Source organism: Chelativorans xinjiangensis (assembly GCF_009812055.1).
GTDB classification, from domain to species: domain Bacteria; phylum Pseudomonadota; class Alphaproteobacteria; order Rhizobiales; family Rhizobiaceae; genus Chelativorans; species Chelativorans xinjiangense.
Genome location: NZ_WQNH01000045.1, coordinates 1 through 15,752 on the forward strand (window position 1 = coordinate 1; position 15,752 = coordinate 15,752).

14 protein-coding genes are annotated in these 15,752 nt (G+C 66.2%); 13 read left to right on the forward strand and 1 reads right to left on the reverse strand.

Features of this window, described 5'->3' with window-relative positions:
- Positions 1–328 precede the first annotated feature (328 nt).
- The 6 genes from GM910_RS21395 to GM910_RS21420 all read left to right on the forward strand — a co-directional run bounded on the left by GM910_RS21395 (position 329) and on the right by GM910_RS21420 (position 6,632).
- Positions 329–1,360 carry a Gfo/Idh/MocA family protein gene (locus GM910_RS21395; RefSeq protein ID WP_201285572.1) on the forward strand — a complete coding sequence of 344 codons (1,032 nt, stop codon included), beginning with the start codon at positions 329–331 and terminating at the stop codon, positions 1,358–1,360.
- A gap of 14 nt (positions 1,361–1,374) precedes the next feature.
- Positions 1,375–2,274, forward strand: coding sequence for a sugar phosphate isomerase/epimerase family protein (locus GM910_RS21400; protein ID WP_159591129.1), 900 nt, complete (start codon positions 1,375–1,377; stop codon positions 2,272–2,274).
- A 75-nt stretch (positions 2,275–2,349) separates the two neighbouring features.
- The gene (locus GM910_RS21405; protein ID WP_159591132.1) at positions 2,350–3,561 is read left to right on the forward strand and encodes an ABC transporter substrate-binding protein; all 1,212 of its coding nucleotides are present in this window, start codon (positions 2,350–2,352) and stop codon (positions 3,559–3,561) included.
- A 259-nt stretch (positions 3,562–3,820) separates the two neighbouring features.
- Positions 3,821–4,723: a carbohydrate ABC transporter permease gene (locus GM910_RS21410; RefSeq protein WP_159591135.1), complete on the forward strand. Its 903-nt coding sequence runs from the start codon at positions 3,821–3,823 to the stop codon at positions 4,721–4,723.
- Between the two features lie 11 nt (positions 4,724–4,734).
- A complete protein-coding gene (locus GM910_RS21415; protein ID WP_159591138.1) occupies positions 4,735–5,562 on the forward strand; it encodes a carbohydrate ABC transporter permease in 828 nt (275 codons plus the stop codon).
- Positions 5,559–6,632 (forward strand): ABC transporter ATP-binding protein, encoded by a 1,074-nt coding sequence (locus GM910_RS21420; RefSeq protein ID WP_159591141.1) that lies wholly within the window; start codon positions 5,559–5,561, stop codon positions 6,630–6,632. The genes GM910_RS21415 and GM910_RS21420 overlap by 4 nt, the downstream gene beginning before the upstream one ends.
- Positions 6,633–6,939: 307 nt before the next feature.
- Here the strand turns inward: GM910_RS21420 and GM910_RS21425 are convergent, their stop codons facing one another.
- The gene (locus GM910_RS21425; protein WP_159591144.1) at positions 6,940–7,404 is read right to left on the reverse strand and encodes a MarR family winged helix-turn-helix transcriptional regulator; all 465 of its coding nucleotides are present in this window, start codon (positions 7,402–7,404) and stop codon (positions 6,940–6,942) included.
- A 229-nt stretch (positions 7,405–7,633) separates the two neighbouring features.
- On the opposite strand from GM910_RS21425, the gene GM910_RS21430 reads away from it, so the two are divergent.
- The 7 genes from GM910_RS21430 to deoC all read left to right on the forward strand — a co-directional run bounded on the left by GM910_RS21430 (position 7,634) and on the right by deoC (position 15,749).
- Positions 7,634–8,611 (forward strand): substrate-binding domain-containing protein, encoded by a 978-nt coding sequence (locus GM910_RS21430; RefSeq protein WP_159591147.1) that lies wholly within the window; start codon positions 7,634–7,636, stop codon positions 8,609–8,611.
- Positions 8,612–8,697: 86 nt separating this feature from the next.
- Positions 8,698–9,720: a galactitol-1-phosphate 5-dehydrogenase gene (locus GM910_RS21435; protein ID WP_159591150.1), complete on the forward strand. Its 1,023-nt coding sequence runs from the start codon at positions 8,698–8,700 to the stop codon at positions 9,718–9,720.
- Between the two features lie 47 nt (positions 9,721–9,767).
- Positions 9,768–11,282: an FGGY-family carbohydrate kinase gene (locus GM910_RS21440; RefSeq protein ID WP_159591153.1), complete on the forward strand. Its 1,515-nt coding sequence runs from the start codon at positions 9,768–9,770 to the stop codon at positions 11,280–11,282.
- Positions 11,279–12,271, forward strand: coding sequence for a sugar-binding transcriptional regulator (locus tag GM910_RS21445; RefSeq protein ID WP_159591156.1), 993 nt, complete (start codon positions 11,279–11,281; stop codon positions 12,269–12,271). Before GM910_RS21440 ends, GM910_RS21445 begins: the two co-directional genes overlap by 4 nt.
- Positions 12,261–13,754 carry a sugar ABC transporter ATP-binding protein gene (locus GM910_RS21450; RefSeq protein ID WP_159591159.1) on the forward strand — a complete coding sequence of 498 codons (1,494 nt, stop codon included), beginning with the start codon at positions 12,261–12,263 and terminating at the stop codon, positions 13,752–13,754. The genes GM910_RS21445 and GM910_RS21450 overlap by 11 nt, the downstream gene beginning before the upstream one ends.
- Positions 13,744–14,742, forward strand: a complete 999-nt coding sequence (locus tag GM910_RS21455; RefSeq protein WP_159591162.1) for an ABC transporter permease — start codon at positions 13,744–13,746, stop codon at positions 14,740–14,742. The genes GM910_RS21450 and GM910_RS21455 overlap by 11 nt, the downstream gene beginning before the upstream one ends.
- Positions 14,739–15,749, forward strand: a complete 1,011-nt coding sequence (deoC, locus tag GM910_RS21460) for a deoxyribose-phosphate aldolase (RefSeq protein WP_246226254.1) — start codon at positions 14,739–14,741, stop codon at positions 15,747–15,749. The genes GM910_RS21455 and deoC overlap by 4 nt, the downstream gene beginning before the upstream one ends.
- Positions 15,750–15,752 lie beyond the last annotated feature (3 nt).

Here is a 15,752-nt window from a genome sequence, read left to right on the forward strand (position 1 = left end):
CGCCAGTAAAATGCGCCGCGCAAACTGGAATAGAGACTTCTTCCATGAGCTCTTTACTCATATGCGATAGCCCTGCCCTCGTGGGGGAGATGCCCGGCAGGGCAGAGGGGGCGCGAAGGGGCGTTATGCTTTCCATTTAGCTGAATTCACTTTTGGTGCGTTGGAGATGGCTGGAGCCGCCCGCAGCATTTTCCTCGTAAACGTTTCCGATTCCCTGTTGACACGAATGCGCGGCCGATTCTACCGTCGTAAACGTTTACGGGCAAGAGCGGCCGCAGCCGGGAGGGCTGGAGGTCGGGCCGGAAGACGTTCGGGAGGAGGAAGCTGCGTGACATTCAAGGCCGTTCTGGTGGGATGCGGGGGCATGGCCAAGGGCTGGCTCAGGGCCGTGCGGGAGACACCCGCGCTTGCCGGCCGCATCGAGATCGCCGGGCTGGTGGATGTCGACGAGGGCGCGGCCCGCGCCTTGGTGGACGAGTTTGCGCTCCCGGCGCGCACTGGCTCCGACCTTCCTGCGATGCTTCAGGCGGCTGGCGCCGACCTTCTGTTCGACGTCGTGCCGCCGGCGGCGCGAAAGCCGGTGGTGCTGGCGGGGCTCGAGCACGGGTGCCATGTGCTGAGCGAGAAGCCGATGGCGACCTCGCTTCAGGATGCGCGGCTTCTGATCCAGGCGGCGGAGCGGGCGGGACGCCTCCACGCCGTCGTCCAGAACCGGCGCTTCATTTCCGGAGTACGGCGCATCCGCGCCTTTCTGGAAAGCCGGGCACTGGGGGACCTGACCGGGCTCCACTGCGACTTCTTCCTCGGCCCCCATTTCGGCGGCTTCCGCGAGGAGATGGACCATCCGCTGCTGCTCGACATGGCGATCCACACCTTCGACGCTGCGCGCTTCATGGCGGGCAAGGTGCCGCTGGCGGTCTACGCGCTCGAGACCAACCCGACGGGTTCCTGGTATGCGCAAGGGGCGGCGGCGAGCGCCATCTTCGAATTCTCCGACAATGTGACCTTCACCTATCGCGGCTCGTGGTGCGCGGAGGGGGCGCCGACGAGCTGGGAGGCGGCGTGGCGCTTTACCGGCACGAAAGGCTCGCTCCTCTGGGACGGGGCGGAAGGCTTTGATGCGCGAGTGGTGGCGAGCGAAGGAAAATTCTTGAACGACCTTGCGCCGGTCGACGTTCCCGAAGCGCCGGAGGCGGCGAAGACGCACGGGCATGCCAGCGTCATCGCCGAGTTCCTGGCGGCGATCGAGGAAGGGCGCAGGCCCGAGACCGACGGAACCGACAACATCAAGAGCCTGGCCATGGTGTTCGCGGCCATCGAGAGCGCGGCGACCCACGCCCGTGTCGAAATCAGGGAATGAGGGAAGGAAAGACGTTGAGCGATCCAGCCAAGACCATCCGCATCGGCACCATGATCAAGGGCAACCGCGCCCGCGCGGACGAGACCATCGCCGCCATCGCCGACCACGGATTCGAAAGCTTCCAGCCCTTCTTCTGGCAGACGACGGAGGGGCAGGATCTGGCGGAACTCGGCAGGCGGTGCCGCGAGGCGATCGGTGACCGCGACATCACCATCTCCACCATCGGCATGTTCGGCAATCCGCTGGAGGAGCGGCCGCTCGACCGGGAGACGCTGGAAGGGTGGATAAAGTGCATCGATAACGCCCATCATTTCGGCGCCACATGCGTTGCCGGCTTCACCGGGCGCATCCGCAACATGCCCATCGAGGACAGCCTTCCGCGCTACAGGCAAGTCTGGTCCGAGCTTGCAAGGCGCGCTGCCGACAAAGGGGTGAAGATCGCCTTCGAGAATTGCGCGATGGACGGCAACTGGCAGACGGGCGACTGGAACATCGCCCACAACCCCGACGCCTGGGAGCTGATCTTCAACGAGACGCCGGACGAGCATATCGGTCTCGAATGGGAGCCGTGCCACCAGATGATCTATCTCATCGATCCGCTGCCGCAGATCCGCAAATGGGCGCACAAGTTCTTCCACATCCACGGCAAGGACGCGACCATCCGCCGGGACGTGATCCGCGAGCACGGGATCTTCGGCAAGCACCCGTTCGTCTTCATGCGCACGCCGGGCTTCGGCGACAGCAACTGGACGGACATCATCTCCGAACTGCGGCTCGCCGGCTGGAGCGGCTCCATCGACATCGAGGGCTGGCACGACCCGGTCTACCGCGACGCGCTGGAGATGACCGGGCAGATGCGTGCGCTGGAATATCTGAAGAGATGCCGGGGCGGCGCGTTCGTCGCAGCCGGATGACGAGCCGTGCCGGCCGGGGGGAATGGCCGGCAGGCGGCACAATGCGGGCGAAGGGTCCGCCAAGTGGAGGAGAAGATGAGACTGAAGTCATGTATCCATGCCGTTGCCGGGCTTCTGGCCTCGACGGCCATCGTGTCGGCACAAGAGGTGAGCCTCGATCTTTGGACGATCGACGATCCGGGCGAATACCACTACGTGCTCGCCGAAGAGTTCATGGAGAAGCACCCGGACATCAAGATCAACGTGCGCACGGTGCAGTTCGAGGACATGGTCAACGACCTCGCCCGCGCCGTGGCGACGGGGACCGGCCCGGACATTACCTATATCGACAACCCGGAAGTGGCTCTGTTCGCCTCGCGCGGGCTGCTGATGGATCTGAAGCCCTATATCGACAAGTCCGAGATCGTGAATGTCGAGGACATCTATCCCGGCCCGCTCGCCTCGGTAACCTACGAGGGCGGCATCTACGGCCTGCCGCGCGGGGCCAACACCATCGCGCTCTATTACAACGCCGACATGTACCGCGAAGCGGGCCTTAATCCGGATAATCCGCCCAAGACCTGGGACGAGCTTTACGAGGCGGCGAAGACGCTGACCAAGCCGGAGGAGAATGTCTACGGTATCGCCTTCTCGGCGGTGGCGACGGAGGAGGGCACGTTCCAGTTCCTGCCCTGGCTGCAGATGACGGGAGGCGATTATGACAACGTCGCGACCGAGGGCGGCGCCCGCGCGCTCAACTTCTGGAAGCGCCTGCTCGACGAGCGGCTGGCCTCGCCCGACACGCTGATCCGCGGGCAGTGGGATTCGACCGGCACCTTCAACGCCGGAAGTGCCGCCATGTCGATCTCAGGCCCCTGGGAACTGCCGCGCATGAGCGAAGAGGCCGACTTCGAGTATCGGGCCGCACTCCTGCCGGTGCCGGAGGAGGGGGCGACACGGGCCTCCGCGCTCGGTGAGGGCGACAACGTGATCCTGGCGAGCACGGACAATCCGGACGAGGCCTTTATGTTCGTCGAGTTCCTTTACGAGCAGATGCCGCGCGTGTGGAACGAGTTCGGCTACCTGCCGGCCTCGGATGTGGAGGTCAGCGATCCCAACAACGCGGAGATCTATGCCGTCTTCGAGGAGAGCATGAAATATGCGCGCAACCGCGGGCCGCATCCCGAATGGCCGCGCATCTCGCAGGCGATCCAGCAGGCCATCCAGTCGACGCTGACCGGGCAGGCCGAGGCGGAAGCCGCGCTTGAAACGGCTCAGCAGAAGATCGACGGGGTGCTGGGGGATTGAGGTAAGGCAGTGGCCGTGCGCCCATTCCCTCCCCGCAAGGGGCGGGGCTATCGCATATGGGTTCTGAGTCCTTGATCGGACCCCCACCCCTCACCCCTCCCCTCAAGGGGGAGGGGGATTCTGGGACGTCGGCGGCCCCTCCCCCTTGAGGGGAGGGGTAAGGGGTGGGGGTACCGGCGAAGCCGGCATATGGGATAGCCCTGCCGCAAAGGGAGGGAAGGGCGCGCGGCCGTGATGGCACCGCCAAGGAGGATCGTTCATGGCACGTTTCATACGCTCCGTGCGGGACGCCCGCGGCCTGGATGCGGTTCTGGTGTGGCTGGCGCTCGGTTATCTCGGGGTCTTCTCGGCCTTTCCGCTGGTCTACAACATCGTCATTTCGCTGCAGACGGTGGACCTCTTCTCGCTGGCCTCCTTCGAGCGGCCCTTCGTCGGACTGCAGAACTACCGCGACGTGCTGGGCGATCCGGTCGCCGGCACCGTTCTGTGGAACACGATACAGTTCGTGGTGCTGTCGGTTGTCTTCCAGCTCGCGATCGGCTTCGGCCTGGCGCTGTTCTTTCAGCAGGACTTTCCCGGCGCCACATATCTGCGTGGGCTGTTCCTGGCCGGCTGGATCATGCCGGCGCTGGTGGTCGGGGCGGTCTGGAGCTGGATTCTTGCCGGCGATTTCGGCGTCCTCAACTACGTGCTGCGCTCGCTCGGCATCACCGACAGAAACATCTTCTGGCTCTCCGATCCGAACGTTTCGCTTTATTCGGTCATCATCGCCAATATCTGGCTCGGCATTCCCTTCAACATGATCCTCCTGTCGGTCGGCCTCGCCGCGATCCCGCGTGACGTCTACGAGGCGGCCGAATTAGACGGGGCGGGCGCCTGGCAGCGCTTCTTCACCATCACGCTGCCCCTGATGCGCGCGCCGCTGGGCGCCGTTATCTCGCTCGGCATCATCTTCACGCTGCAGCAGTTCGACCTCTTCGCCGCGCTGACCCAGGGCGGGCCGTCGAACGCCTCCAACGTAGCTCAGTACTGGTCCTGGCAACTTTCCTTCCAGACCTACCAGATCTCCTACGGCTCGGTGGTGTCGGTGCTGATGATCGTCTTCGTGGTGGCGGTGGCGGCGGTCTATACCCGCTCCACGCGGCACGAACAGAGCTATTGAGGAGCGGGGCCATGACAAAAGCGGCCATGAGAAAATACGCTCTACTGGCGCTCGCCATCCTGTTCGTGGCGCTCTACCTCTTCCCGCTTTACTGGATGTATGTGACGGCGCTGAAGTCCGGCTCAGAGATCTTCCGCTTCCCGCCGACCTTCTGGCCCGAGACGCTTCATTTCAACGTCGCCGACGTCTGGGTGCGGCTGCGCATGGACCGGTTCCTGACGAACTCGCTGATCATCGCTGCGGGCACCACGACCATCATCGTGGCGGTCGGCACCGGCTGTGCCTATGCGCTGGCCAGGGTGCGCTCCATCTGGATGGATGTGGCCATGTTCACGACGCTGATGATGCAGGTGCTGCCGTCCTCGCTGATGATCACGCCGATCTTCGTGTCGTTCAATCATGTCGGGCTGCTCGACTATCCGCGCCTGGCGGTGGTGCTGGCGCAGGCGGCGAAGCTTCTGCCGCTCTATATCGTCCTGTGCCGCACGGCCTTCATGCAGGTGCCGCGGGAACTGGAGGAGGCGGGGCTGGTGGACGGCAATTCGCGGCTCGGCGCTTTCCTGCAGATCGCCATTCCGCTGGCGCGCAACGGCATCCTCGTGACGGCGGTGCTCGTCTTTCTCTTGTCCTTCGGCGAATATGTCTATTCGCGCTCGCTCATCGGCGAACGGGCGCTGCAGCCGGCCACCGTCGGCCTGCAGTCCTTCATGGGACCCAACACCAGCGACTGGTCGGGCGTCATGACCTATTCGGCCATCTACGTAACGCCGATCCTTTTCATCTTCGTGCTGCTGCAGCGGCGCATCGTCAGCGGACTGACCGCGGGAGCCCTGAAATGACCTCACCGCAGATCGAACTGGAGCATGTGGACAAGCATTACGGGCATTTCCATGCGCTCAAGGATATCAACCTCGAGATCGGCAAGGGCCGGTTCGTCGCCCTGGTCGGGCCGTCGGGCTGCGGGAAGTCGACGCTCCTGCGTTCGCTGGCGGGGCTGGAATCGATCACCGGCGGCACGATGAAGATTGCCGGCGAGACGATGAACGGCGTGCCGCCGCGCCGGCGCGACGTGGCCATGGTGTTCCAGTCCTACGCGCTCTACCCGCATATGACGGTGAAGGAGAACCTCACCTATTCCATGCGCTTGAAGCGCAAGCCGAGGGAGGAGCGCGACAAGGCCGCCAAGGAGGTGGCGGAGATCACCGGCCTTGGGAACCTGCTCGACCGCTACCCGCGCGAGCTTTCCGGCGGCCAGCGCCAGCGCGTTGCGATGGGCCGCGCCATCATCCGCCATCCGAAGGCCTTCCTCTTCGACGAGCCGCTATCGAACCTCGATGCCGCGCTTCGCGTCCACATGCGCAAGGAGATCCGCGCGCTGCACGACCGGCTGGGCGCGACGTCCGTCTATGTCACGCACGACCAGGTGGAGGCGATGACCATGGCCGACCACGTGGTGGTGATGCGCGAGGGCGTGATCGAGCAGGCCGGCGCTCCGCTCGATCTCTACGACCACCCCGCCAACCGTTTCGTCGCCGGTTTCATCGGCTCGCCGGCGATGAACTTCGTCGAGGCGGCGGTGGCGGAGACGGGCGACGCGGTGGCGCTCGAAGGGTACGACGGCGCGGTGCTGCCGCTCGGCCGCAAGCTGGAGCCGGGACGGCGGGTGGTCGCCGGCCTCAGGCCGGAGCATCTGAGCCTCGGGGAGCCGGACAGGAGCCAGATCCGCGTCGGCGTCGGTGTCGTCGAGTTCACGGGTGCGGCGAGCTATCTCTCGTCGGCCGGCGAACCGGAGCTGACGGTTTTCCATGCGGGTCGCACCGAGGTGCGACCGGGTGAGACCGTGGGGCTCACCATCGCGCCGCAGCACGTGCATCTGTTCGACCCGGAAACGGGACGGCGGGTCGGGTAGTTTCGCATAAGACGGTGACCGGCATCCCGCCCTCATGGTTGGCCCTCGACAAGCTCAGGGCTCAGGTGAGGGCTTTTTGAAGGCAAGCGCCAAGCGCCCTCGTGGTTCGACAAGCTCACCATGAGGGCTACTGCGAGGTCGCCCCTTCCTGCTCATAGGGAAACTCTCCGCTCATCTCCCCTCCTTGGACCGGCGTCGAAGGGGCGCCGAGTCTCCAGTAGCCCTCATGGTGAGCTTGTCGAACCACGAGGGCGCTTGGCGCCTGAGCCTGTCGAAGGCGAGGGTGAAGGCACGCGCCTTCATTTCACTACTCCACCAGCTTCCACAGAAGCGGCAGAAGCTGCTCCCGGCCCCCGGGGCCCAGCTTGCGCGCGAAGTGCGCCTCGTGCTCGGCCTGCAATTGCCGCGCCTCGCCGAGCAGCGCCCTGCCTTCCTTCGTCAGATGCAGCGCGTAGGAGCGGCGGTCCTTCTTGGAGGGCCGGCGCTCGATCAGGTTTCGCTTCTCCAGGTGGTCGACCATCGTCACGAAATTGGTGCGCTGGACGCCCAGCGCCGCGCTTACCTCGGACTGGTTGAGACCGGGGTTCTCGTCGATGATGATGAGGGCCGAGAAATAGGCCGGCCTCAAGTCGACGGTCTCCAGCGTGCGGATGAAGTCGTCGAAGATGACGAGTTGGGCGCGGCGCAGGGCGTATCCGATAAAGCCCGGGAGGGGCCCGAGACTGACGCCGTTGGGCGCTGCAGTTGCGCCGCGGTCTTCACTATTGTCCATAAACAAGCGGTCCTCCCAAACCATCCGCGCCGCAATAGCACACTATAGCCGGGTCTCAAGCCTTCACCAGACCTGCGGCATTCCGCCTGGCTCGGGTTTCGGGGCACCAGGAGCGACGACCACCGCGCGCGCTCTTGACTGGGCGCGGGGTTTCTGCTTTTGATAAAACAACAAATGAGCATATTTCGCTCATTTGTTGTTTTATCATCGTTCAACGGGAGGAGCACGCATGTTCGGATTTTCAAGGATTGTTTCAGCGCTTGCCGCGCTGCCGCTTGCCGTGGTGGTGGGTGCGGGAGTGGCGGGTGCGGAGGGGCTGAAGATCGGCTTCAGCCAGGTGACGCTGCAGTCGCCGTTCTACGTGCAGCTCAAGAACGGCGCCGAGGCGGCGGCCGAGGCGGGCGGCGACACGCTGATCTTCCTCGACGCCAATGGCGACGTCAGCAAGCAGAACAACGATATCCAGGATCTCATCACCCAGGGCGTGGATGCGATCATCATCAACCCGGTCAACCCGGATGCGGTGGTGCCTTCGCTCGAAGCGGCGACGGCGGCGGGCATTCCCGTCATCACCGTCGACCGCAGCATCAACGGCGAGGGCGTCACCGCCCATATCGGCCGCGACAACAAGAAGATGGGAGCGCTCGTCGGCGAGGCCTTGGTCGAGCGCCTGAAGGCCGACGGCGTCGAGGGGGCGAAGATCATCGAGATCCAGGGCGACGCCGGCGGCGCCGTCATGATGGACCGCCGCGACGGCTTCCATGCCGCGCTCGAAGGGTCGGGCCACACGATCGTTGAGGGGCCGTATGCCGAATATATCCGCGCCAATGCCGTGGTCGCCATGCAGGATCTTCTGCAAGCGCACATCGATGTGAAGGTGGTCTATGCACACAATGACGACATGGCGCTCGGCGCCTTGCAGGTGCTCCAGGAAAGCGGCCGCGACGACGTGCTGATCGCCGGCGTCGACGGGCTGTCCGAGGCGCTCAGTGTGATGGAGGCGGGCGGCAACTACATCGCCACCACGCTCAACGACCCGCAATATCTGGGCGACGTGACCATCCAGGTGGCGCGCGAGGCGGCGGCCGGCAAGAAGGTGCCCGGCTTCGTCGACGCGGGCACCACCCTGGTGACACCGGAGAATGTAGGCGAGTTCCCGCATGATGCCCTGTTCGCGGAATACCGGCCCGAGGTTCTGGCCAGGTAAGGCTCCCAAGACGGCGCGCACGGTGGGCTCGTTCCGCCGTGCGCGCGACCCGCGGGTTTCTCAAAAGATTGAAACAGGAACAGACAATGCGCGCAGCAGTGCTCCATCGTCCCGGCGATATCCGCGTCGAGGACGTCCCCGCCCCCCGGCTTCATGACAACCACGCCCTGGTGCGTGTGGCCTCGGTCGGGGTCTGCGGTTCGGACCTGCCGCGCATGCTGATCAAGGGCGCGCACCGGATGCCGCTCATCTGCGGGCACGAGTTTTCCGGCCATGTCGCGGAGATTGGCGAGGGGTTGGAGGGGTTCACGGTCGGTGATCTCGTCGTCGTGCCGCCGATGCTGCCGTGCCATGCCTGCGACCAGTGCCTGAAAGGGCAGTTCTCGCGCTGCCGCGACTACGACTATTTCGGCTCGCGGCGCGACGGCGCCTATGCCGAATATGTCTCGGTCCCTGCCTCCAACCTTCTGAAGGTGCCGGCCGGTGCCGACCCGAGGGCGGTAGCCATGGCCGATCCCGCCTCCATCGCCCTTCATGCCATCTGGAAGGCGGGCGGGATCGCCGTCGGCCAGCGCGGCGGCGTGATCGGCTGCGGGCCCATCGGCCTTTTCGCCATCCAGTGGATGCGGCTCATGGGTGTGAGCGAGGTCGTGGCGGTCGATGTTTCCGAGCGCAAGCTGGCGCTGGCGAAGGAGGCGGGCGCCACCCACTCTATCCTGGCCGGCGACGGGGCGGCCGGCGACCTGCCGTGCGACGTGATTGTCGAGGCGGCGGGAAACGCCGCCGCCATCACTGCTGCCGTGCGGCTTGCGGCCCCCGGCGGGCATGTCGTCTTCATCGGCATTCCGGTTGGCGAGGTGGCGCTGCCCAACGCCGCCTTCCAGCATTTTCTGCGCCAGGAGGTTTCTCTGCACGGCTCCTGGAATTCCTTCGGCGCCCCCTTTCCGGGGCCGCAATGGGCCGCCACGCTGGAAGCGCTTGGCACCGGCCGTCTGAAATGGGAGTTTCTCATCAGCCACGATCTGGACCTTGCCGAATTGCCCGGTATGTTCGCGCGGTTCCGCGACGAGCCGGACATGTTCTATTCCAAGGTCATGTTCCGGCCGTAGCATTGTGCGTCGGCCCGGCGGGGCATGCGTGGTGGGAGGAGAGACAGATGACACTTGTCCTGGGATTCGATCTGGGAACGGGAAGCGTCCGCGCCGGCGTCTACGACCTCGACGGCGGCACGATGCGCGGCAGCGCGGAAGAGCGCTACGAGACCGTCTACCCACACCCGGGCTGGGCGGAACAGCAGCCGGAGGAGTGGTGGAGGGCCCTTATCGTCGCCGGCAGGCGGGCGGTTGAGGCGGCGGGCAGCCGCGATATCGCCGCCGTCTGCGTGGCCGCCACGGCATCCACCGTCGTCGCCTGCCGGCGCGACAGCACGCCGGTCTACCCGGCTATACTGTGGATGGACTGCCGGGCCACACGCGAGGCGCATGAGACCGGCAGGCTCGCCCATCCCGTCATGGCCTATAGCGGCGGCGAGGACGCCGCCGAATGGCTGGTTCCCAAGGCGATGTGGCTGGCGCGGCACGAGCCGGAAGTGTTCGCCCGGGCCGAGGTGATGTGCGAGGCCCTCGACTACATCAACTACCGGCTCTGTGGCGAATGGGCCGGCTCGCGCATGAACGCCACCTGCAAGTGGAACTACGATGCGGCCGCCGGGCGCTATGTGCCGGAGATCTACGAAACGCTGGGCGTTGCCGCACTGATCGACAAGCTGCCGTCACGCATCGTGCCGGTTGGCGGTGTGGTGGGCCATGTGCGCGCCGAGATCGCGGCCGAACTCGGCCTCACCTCCACGCCGCTTCTGACGCAGGGCGGCATCGACGCGGAGATGGGCATGCTGGGAGCGGGGACGATCGATCCCGGCAGCATGCTCATCGTCGGCGGCACATCGGTCGCTCACCTCACGCATCTCGATGCGCAGCGCCCGCTTCCCGGCTTCTGGGGGCCCTATCCCAATGCGCTGATGGACGGGCGCTGGCTGGTCGAGGGCGGGCAGGTCTCGGCCGGCTCCATCCTCAACTGGCTGGCCGGGAAGATTTTCGGGCTGGACGAGGCCGGTCATCACGCGCTCATCGCCGAAGCGTCCCGGCTTGTCCCGGAGAAGACAGGCCTGATGGTGCTCGACTACTGGATGGGAAACCGCACGCCCTATCGCGACGCCGGTCTGCGCGGCGCCATCCTCGGTCTTTCGCTCGGCCATGGCCGGGCGGAGATATACCGTTCGGCGGTCGATGCGGTGGCGCTCGGTACGGTCAACGTCCTGCGGGCGCTGGAGAAGGAGGGCGTCTTGATCGAGCGGATCGTCATGGGCGGCGGCATCTGCCACAATCCGCTGTGGCTGCAGGCGACGGTTAACGCGCTCGGCCGGCCGGTGCAGCTGGTGCGCGAGGAGAACCTCTCGCTTCTCGGTGCCGTTGTCAGCGCGGCCTGCGGCCTCGGTCTTTACCCGGACCTTGCCTCGGCCTCGCACGCGCTCGCCGTCGGCGGATCGGCGATGATGCCGGAGCCGGAGCGGACATCCTGGTATGATGGCGCTCTGGCCCGGTATGACGAGCTCACCAGCATGCTCGCGCCCGCCTTGCACCGGCTTTCGGCATCGGAGGACGGCGCCCCATGAGCGTGGCCAGGACCCCGCCCGTCCGTCTGCCCTCCGACGAGCAGCGCGAGTATCTGATGGTGCGCGCGGCGAAGCTCTATTACGACCTGCAGCGCACGCAGGGTGAGATCGCCAAGGAATTGGGCCTCACCCGCTGGCAGATCGGCCGGCTGCTGACCGAGGCGCGCGAATTGGGTGTCGTGCGTATCGAGATCACCCCGCGCTCCAGCCGCGCCACCGACCTGGAGGTGGCGTTGCAGCAGGCGTTCGGGCTTAGCGATGCCGTGGTCGTGCCCCATGGAGAAAGCCACGACGGCGACGTGCTTCTGGAGGCGGTGGCGCAGGCGGCCAGCAAATATATCGCCGGGCTCAAGCCTCAGGTCTCGCTTATGGGCGTTTCGTGGGGGCGCACCATGTCCGCGGTCGCCCGCTTCCTGCCGGCCAACTGGAATCCGGGGCTGCACGTGGTATTGGTCAACGGCGCGACGAATTTCCGCTCGACGTCGGATCGCGTGATCGCCGTGGCGGAAGAGTTCGCGCGCAGCGCCAACGGCATGGCGACGCTGCTGCCGGTGCCGGCCATCGTCGGCAAGAAGAGCACGCGCGAAGTGTTGGAGCAGGACCCGGTGATCGAGAAGGTGCTGGAGCTTGCCGCCGAGGCGGAAGTCGTGTGCTTCAGCATGGGCGGTCTTTCGCATGAATCCGTGCTGGTGACCTCCGGCTATATCGATGCGGACCATATCGACCGGCTCGGAGAAGAGGGCGCCGTCGGCGACATTCTGGGCCGCTTCATCGACGCGTCGGGGGCCGTCGTCGACGAGGAGCTCGACGGCCGCACCATCGGCCTGCGCCTCGATCTCCTGAAGAAAAAGGAGCGCTCGATCGGCATCGCCTCGGGGCCGGAGAAGCACGCCGTGACGCTTGCCGCGCTCAAGGCCGGCTACCTATCCGTCCTGATCACAGACGAAACCACGGCGCGCGCCGCGTTGGAGGGTGCGGATGGCCGATGACGTGCTTGTCGTGGAGAACGTGTCGAAGCGTTTTCCCATGAACATCGTCGCCCTGGAACAGGCTTCGCTGACGGTGCGCCGCGGCGAGATCCACTGCCTTTTGGGCGCCAACGGCGCGGGGAAGTCGACGCTGTTGAAGATGGTCGCCGGCGCGCTGAAACCGTCCGGCGGGCGCATCAGCCTCGAGGGCCGGGCGCTCGATCTCCACTCGCCGGCCGATGCCGCGCGCGCCGGCATCTCGATGATCTATCAGGAGCTCGACCTCGTTCCCCAGCTCACCGTGGAGCAGAACCTGTTCCTCGGCCATGCGCCGGGCAAGGCCGGGGTGATCGACCGCCGCGTGCGCAGCGAGCGTGCCCGCGAGGCGCTTCAGCGCATCGGCGCGCGCTTTTCGCCGAGGGCGCGGGTGGAGCAGCTTTCGGTGGCCAACCAGCAACTCACCGCCATCGCCCGCTCGCTGACCATGAACGCCAAGATCATCATCATGGACGAGCCCTCCGCCGCGCTCAACGAGACGGAACTGGAAGCCGTGTTCGAGGTGATCCGCGACCTGGTGCGCCAGGGCGTGTCCATCCTCTATGTCAGCCACCGGCTGGCCGAGCTGCGCGAGATCGGCGACCGCGTCACCGTTCTGCGCGGCGGGCGCACCATCGCCACCTACGATGTCGCCGATACGCCGGACACGGCACTGGTGGAGGCGGTGATCGGCAAGGCGCGCACACTGGTCGAGCGCAAGGCGTGCCCGCCGGTCGCCGGCGAGGTGGCGTTGTCGGTCAGCCAGATGCGCGGTGCGGATGGGCTCATGGTGGAGAATTTCGCCGTACGCTGGGGCGAGGTGACGGGCCTCACCGGCCTCAACGGCTCCGGCCGCACCACGTTCCTGCGTTCGCTGTTCGGCGATCTCAGGTTCGAGGGAGCGGTGGAGGTCGGCGGCCGGCCTTACCGCCCCACCCATCCTGCGCATGCGATCCGGCGTGGCCTGGGCCTGGTGCCGGAAAGCCGCAAGACCCACGGCCTCGTTCTCGATGCGCCGATCTACAAGAACGCCACGCTCGCCTCGCTTGGCGGCCGGTTCGCCATGCGCCATCGCCGCGAGCGGGAGAGGGTGCGGCCCGTGCTCGACCGGCTGTCGACCAGATATGCCGACCTGGAACAGGCGGTCATCCAGCTTTCGGGCGGCAACCAGCAGAAGGTGGTGCTCGCCAAGTGGGTGGTGAACGGGGCGAAGATCCTGCTGCTCGACGAGCCGAGCCGCGGGCTCGACGTTGGCGCGAAGGCCGACCTTTACGCGCTGGTCGAGAAGCTGGCGGCCGACGGCGCCGCCGTGATCGTGGCGAGCAGCGAGCTCGATGAGCTTTACGCGGCCTGCGATTCCATCTGGGTGTTCCACGAAGGCCGGATTCTCGACCGCTACGACCCCTCGGTCATCGACCGAGAGGCGATACTGAAGGCGACCATCCTTGGAGACCAGCATGTCCACTGACAACGCGATCGCCGAACGGGCGCCGGCCCACCGGCGCCTCGCCAATCTCTTGATCGAGTACAACTTCATCGCCATCTTCGTGGTCGTGGTGGTGATCGCCGCCGCGCTCTCCGATAACTTCCTGACTTTCGTCAACATCGCCAACCTGTTCCAGCAGGCGGCCGTTGTAGGCGTGGTGGCGATCGGCATGACGTTCGTGATCCTCACCGGCAACATCGACCTGTCGGTGGGCTCGCTGACCGCGCTCTGCGGCATGGTGGTGGCGGTGCTGATGGCGGCGGGATGGGACCCGGCGCTCGCCGTCGTGGCCACCGCTCTCGTGGGGCTTTTATGCGGGGCGGCGATGGGGGCGACGAGCGCCTATGGGCAGGTGCCGAGCTTCATCGTCACGCTCGCCGGCCTCGTCTCCTTCCGCGGCATCACCTATCTCCTGACGGACGGCGTGCCGGTGAGCGGGCTGCCGCCGTCCTTCGCCGCCATCTCGTCCTCTGTCATCCCCATCCTGCCCGGCCTCGGCCTGACGTCGATGGCGCTGATCTTCATTTGCCTGTGCATCGCCGGCGGGCTGGTGCTGCGCTTTACCGTGTTCGGCGAGTACGTCTATGCGACCGGCGGCAACCCGGAAGCGGCGCGCCTGTCGGGCCTGCCGACACGGCTGATGATCACCGCCGTCTTTGCCATCTCCGGCGTGACGGCCGCCATTGCCGGCATTCTCCTGACCTCACGCCTGCGCATCGGCCAGCCGACGGCGGCGCAGGGGCTGGAGCTGGACGCCATCGCCGCGGTGGTGCTGGGCGGCACCAGCCTCTTCGGCGGGCGCGGCAGTCTTCTCGGCACGTTCTTCGCCGTCATGCTCTTGCAGGTGCTGCGCAACGTTTTCAACCTGCTGGGGCTCGGATCGTTCTATCAAATGACGGTGACCGGCTTTATCATAGTGGCCGCCGTTCTGCTCAACCGTTTCATCGAGATGAGGAGGGGTCGCGGATGATCCTGCCGGAAAAGCACCCGACAATCAAAGCCGTCCCCGAGGCCGGAAGCGGGCCGCACGAGGTCCGCAATCGCGGCACGGCGCTGACCCCCGGATGGTTCGAGGACGTGGCGGTGAACCTCTCCGCCGCCGAGCGGCGGGCGGCGACGCTGGCGACCCGGCGCTCCGTGAAAAAGGCGTGGCAGGCGGCGTGGCTGGTCCGCGCCATCACCTGCATCGACCTCACCACGCTCGCCGGCGACGACACGGCCGGCCGCGTGCGCCGGCTGTGCGCCAAGGCGAAGAAGCCGCTCTCCGATGAGCTGCTGACCGCGTTGGGGCTGGAGGAGGAGCGCATCACCACGGGCGCTGTCTGCGTTTATCCCACCATGGTGCCGCCCGCGGTGAAGGCGCTGGAGGGCTCGGGCGTTCCCGTGGCCTCGGTCGCAACCGGCTTTCCCGCAGGCCTTACGCCGCTGCCGCAGCGGCTTGCCGAAATCCGCTATGCGGTCGAGGCGGGGGCGGCGGAGATCGACATCGTGATCACCCGCGAATATGTGCTGACGCAGAATTGGCCGGCACTCTATGACGAAGTCCGCGCCATGCGCGAGGCCTGCGGGCCCGCGCATCTGAAGGCGATCCTCGCCACCGGCGACATTGCCACGCTGCGCAACGTCTACCGCGCCTCGATGGTGGCCATGCAGGCGGGTGCCGACTTTATAAAGACCTCCACAGGCAAGGAGGCGGTGAATGCCGTCCTGCCCGTCGGGCTTACCATGGTGCGGGCGATCCGCGACTATGGCGCGCTGTCGGGAGAGATTGTCGGCTTCAAGCCGGCGGGCGGCATGCGTACCGCCAAGGACGCGCTCTCCTGGCTCATCCTCATGAAGGAGGAGCTCGGCACGGCCTGGACGATGCCCGACCGCTTCCGCCTCGGCGCCAGCTCCATGCTGGGCGATATCGAACGCCAGCTCGAACATTACGCCACCGGGCGCTACTCGGCGTCCTACCGTCACGCACTCGCCTGAGGC

Bases quoted from the DNA above. Each gene is read 5' to 3' on its own strand.
- GM910_RS21405 (WP_159591132.1), top strand. From the start codon at position 2,350: ATGAGACTGAAGTCATGTATCCATGCCGTTGCCGGGCTTCTGGCCTCG.
- GM910_RS21410 (WP_159591135.1), top strand. From the start codon at position 3,821: ATGGCACGTTTCATACGCTCCGTGCGGGACGCCCGCGGCCTGGATGCG.
- GM910_RS21415 (WP_159591138.1), top strand. From the start codon at position 4,735: ATGACAAAAGCGGCCATGAGAAAATACGCTCTACTGGCGCTCGCCATC.
- GM910_RS21420 (WP_159591141.1), top strand. From the start codon at position 5,559: ATGACCTCACCGCAGATCGAACTGGAGCATGTGGACAAGCATTACGGG.
- GM910_RS21425 (WP_159591144.1), bottom strand. From the start codon at position 7,404: ATGGACAATAGTGAAGACCGCGGCGCAACTGCAGCGCCCAACGGCGTC.
- GM910_RS21430 (WP_159591147.1), top strand. From the start codon at position 7,634: ATGTTCGGATTTTCAAGGATTGTTTCAGCGCTTGCCGCGCTGCCGCTT.
- GM910_RS21435 (WP_159591150.1), top strand. From the start codon at position 8,698: ATGCGCGCAGCAGTGCTCCATCGTCCCGGCGATATCCGCGTCGAGGAC.
- GM910_RS21440 (WP_159591153.1), top strand. From the start codon at position 9,768: ATGACACTTGTCCTGGGATTCGATCTGGGAACGGGAAGCGTCCGCGCC.
- GM910_RS21445 (WP_159591156.1), top strand. From the start codon at position 11,279: ATGAGCGTGGCCAGGACCCCGCCCGTCCGTCTGCCCTCCGACGAGCAG.
- GM910_RS21450 (WP_159591159.1), top strand. From the start codon at position 12,261: ATGGCCGATGACGTGCTTGTCGTGGAGAACGTGTCGAAGCGTTTTCCC.
- GM910_RS21455 (WP_159591162.1), top strand. From the start codon at position 13,744: ATGTCCACTGACAACGCGATCGCCGAACGGGCGCCGGCCCACCGGCGC.
- deoC (WP_246226254.1), top strand. From the start codon at position 14,739: ATGATCCTGCCGGAAAAGCACCCGACAATCAAAGCCGTCCCCGAGGCC.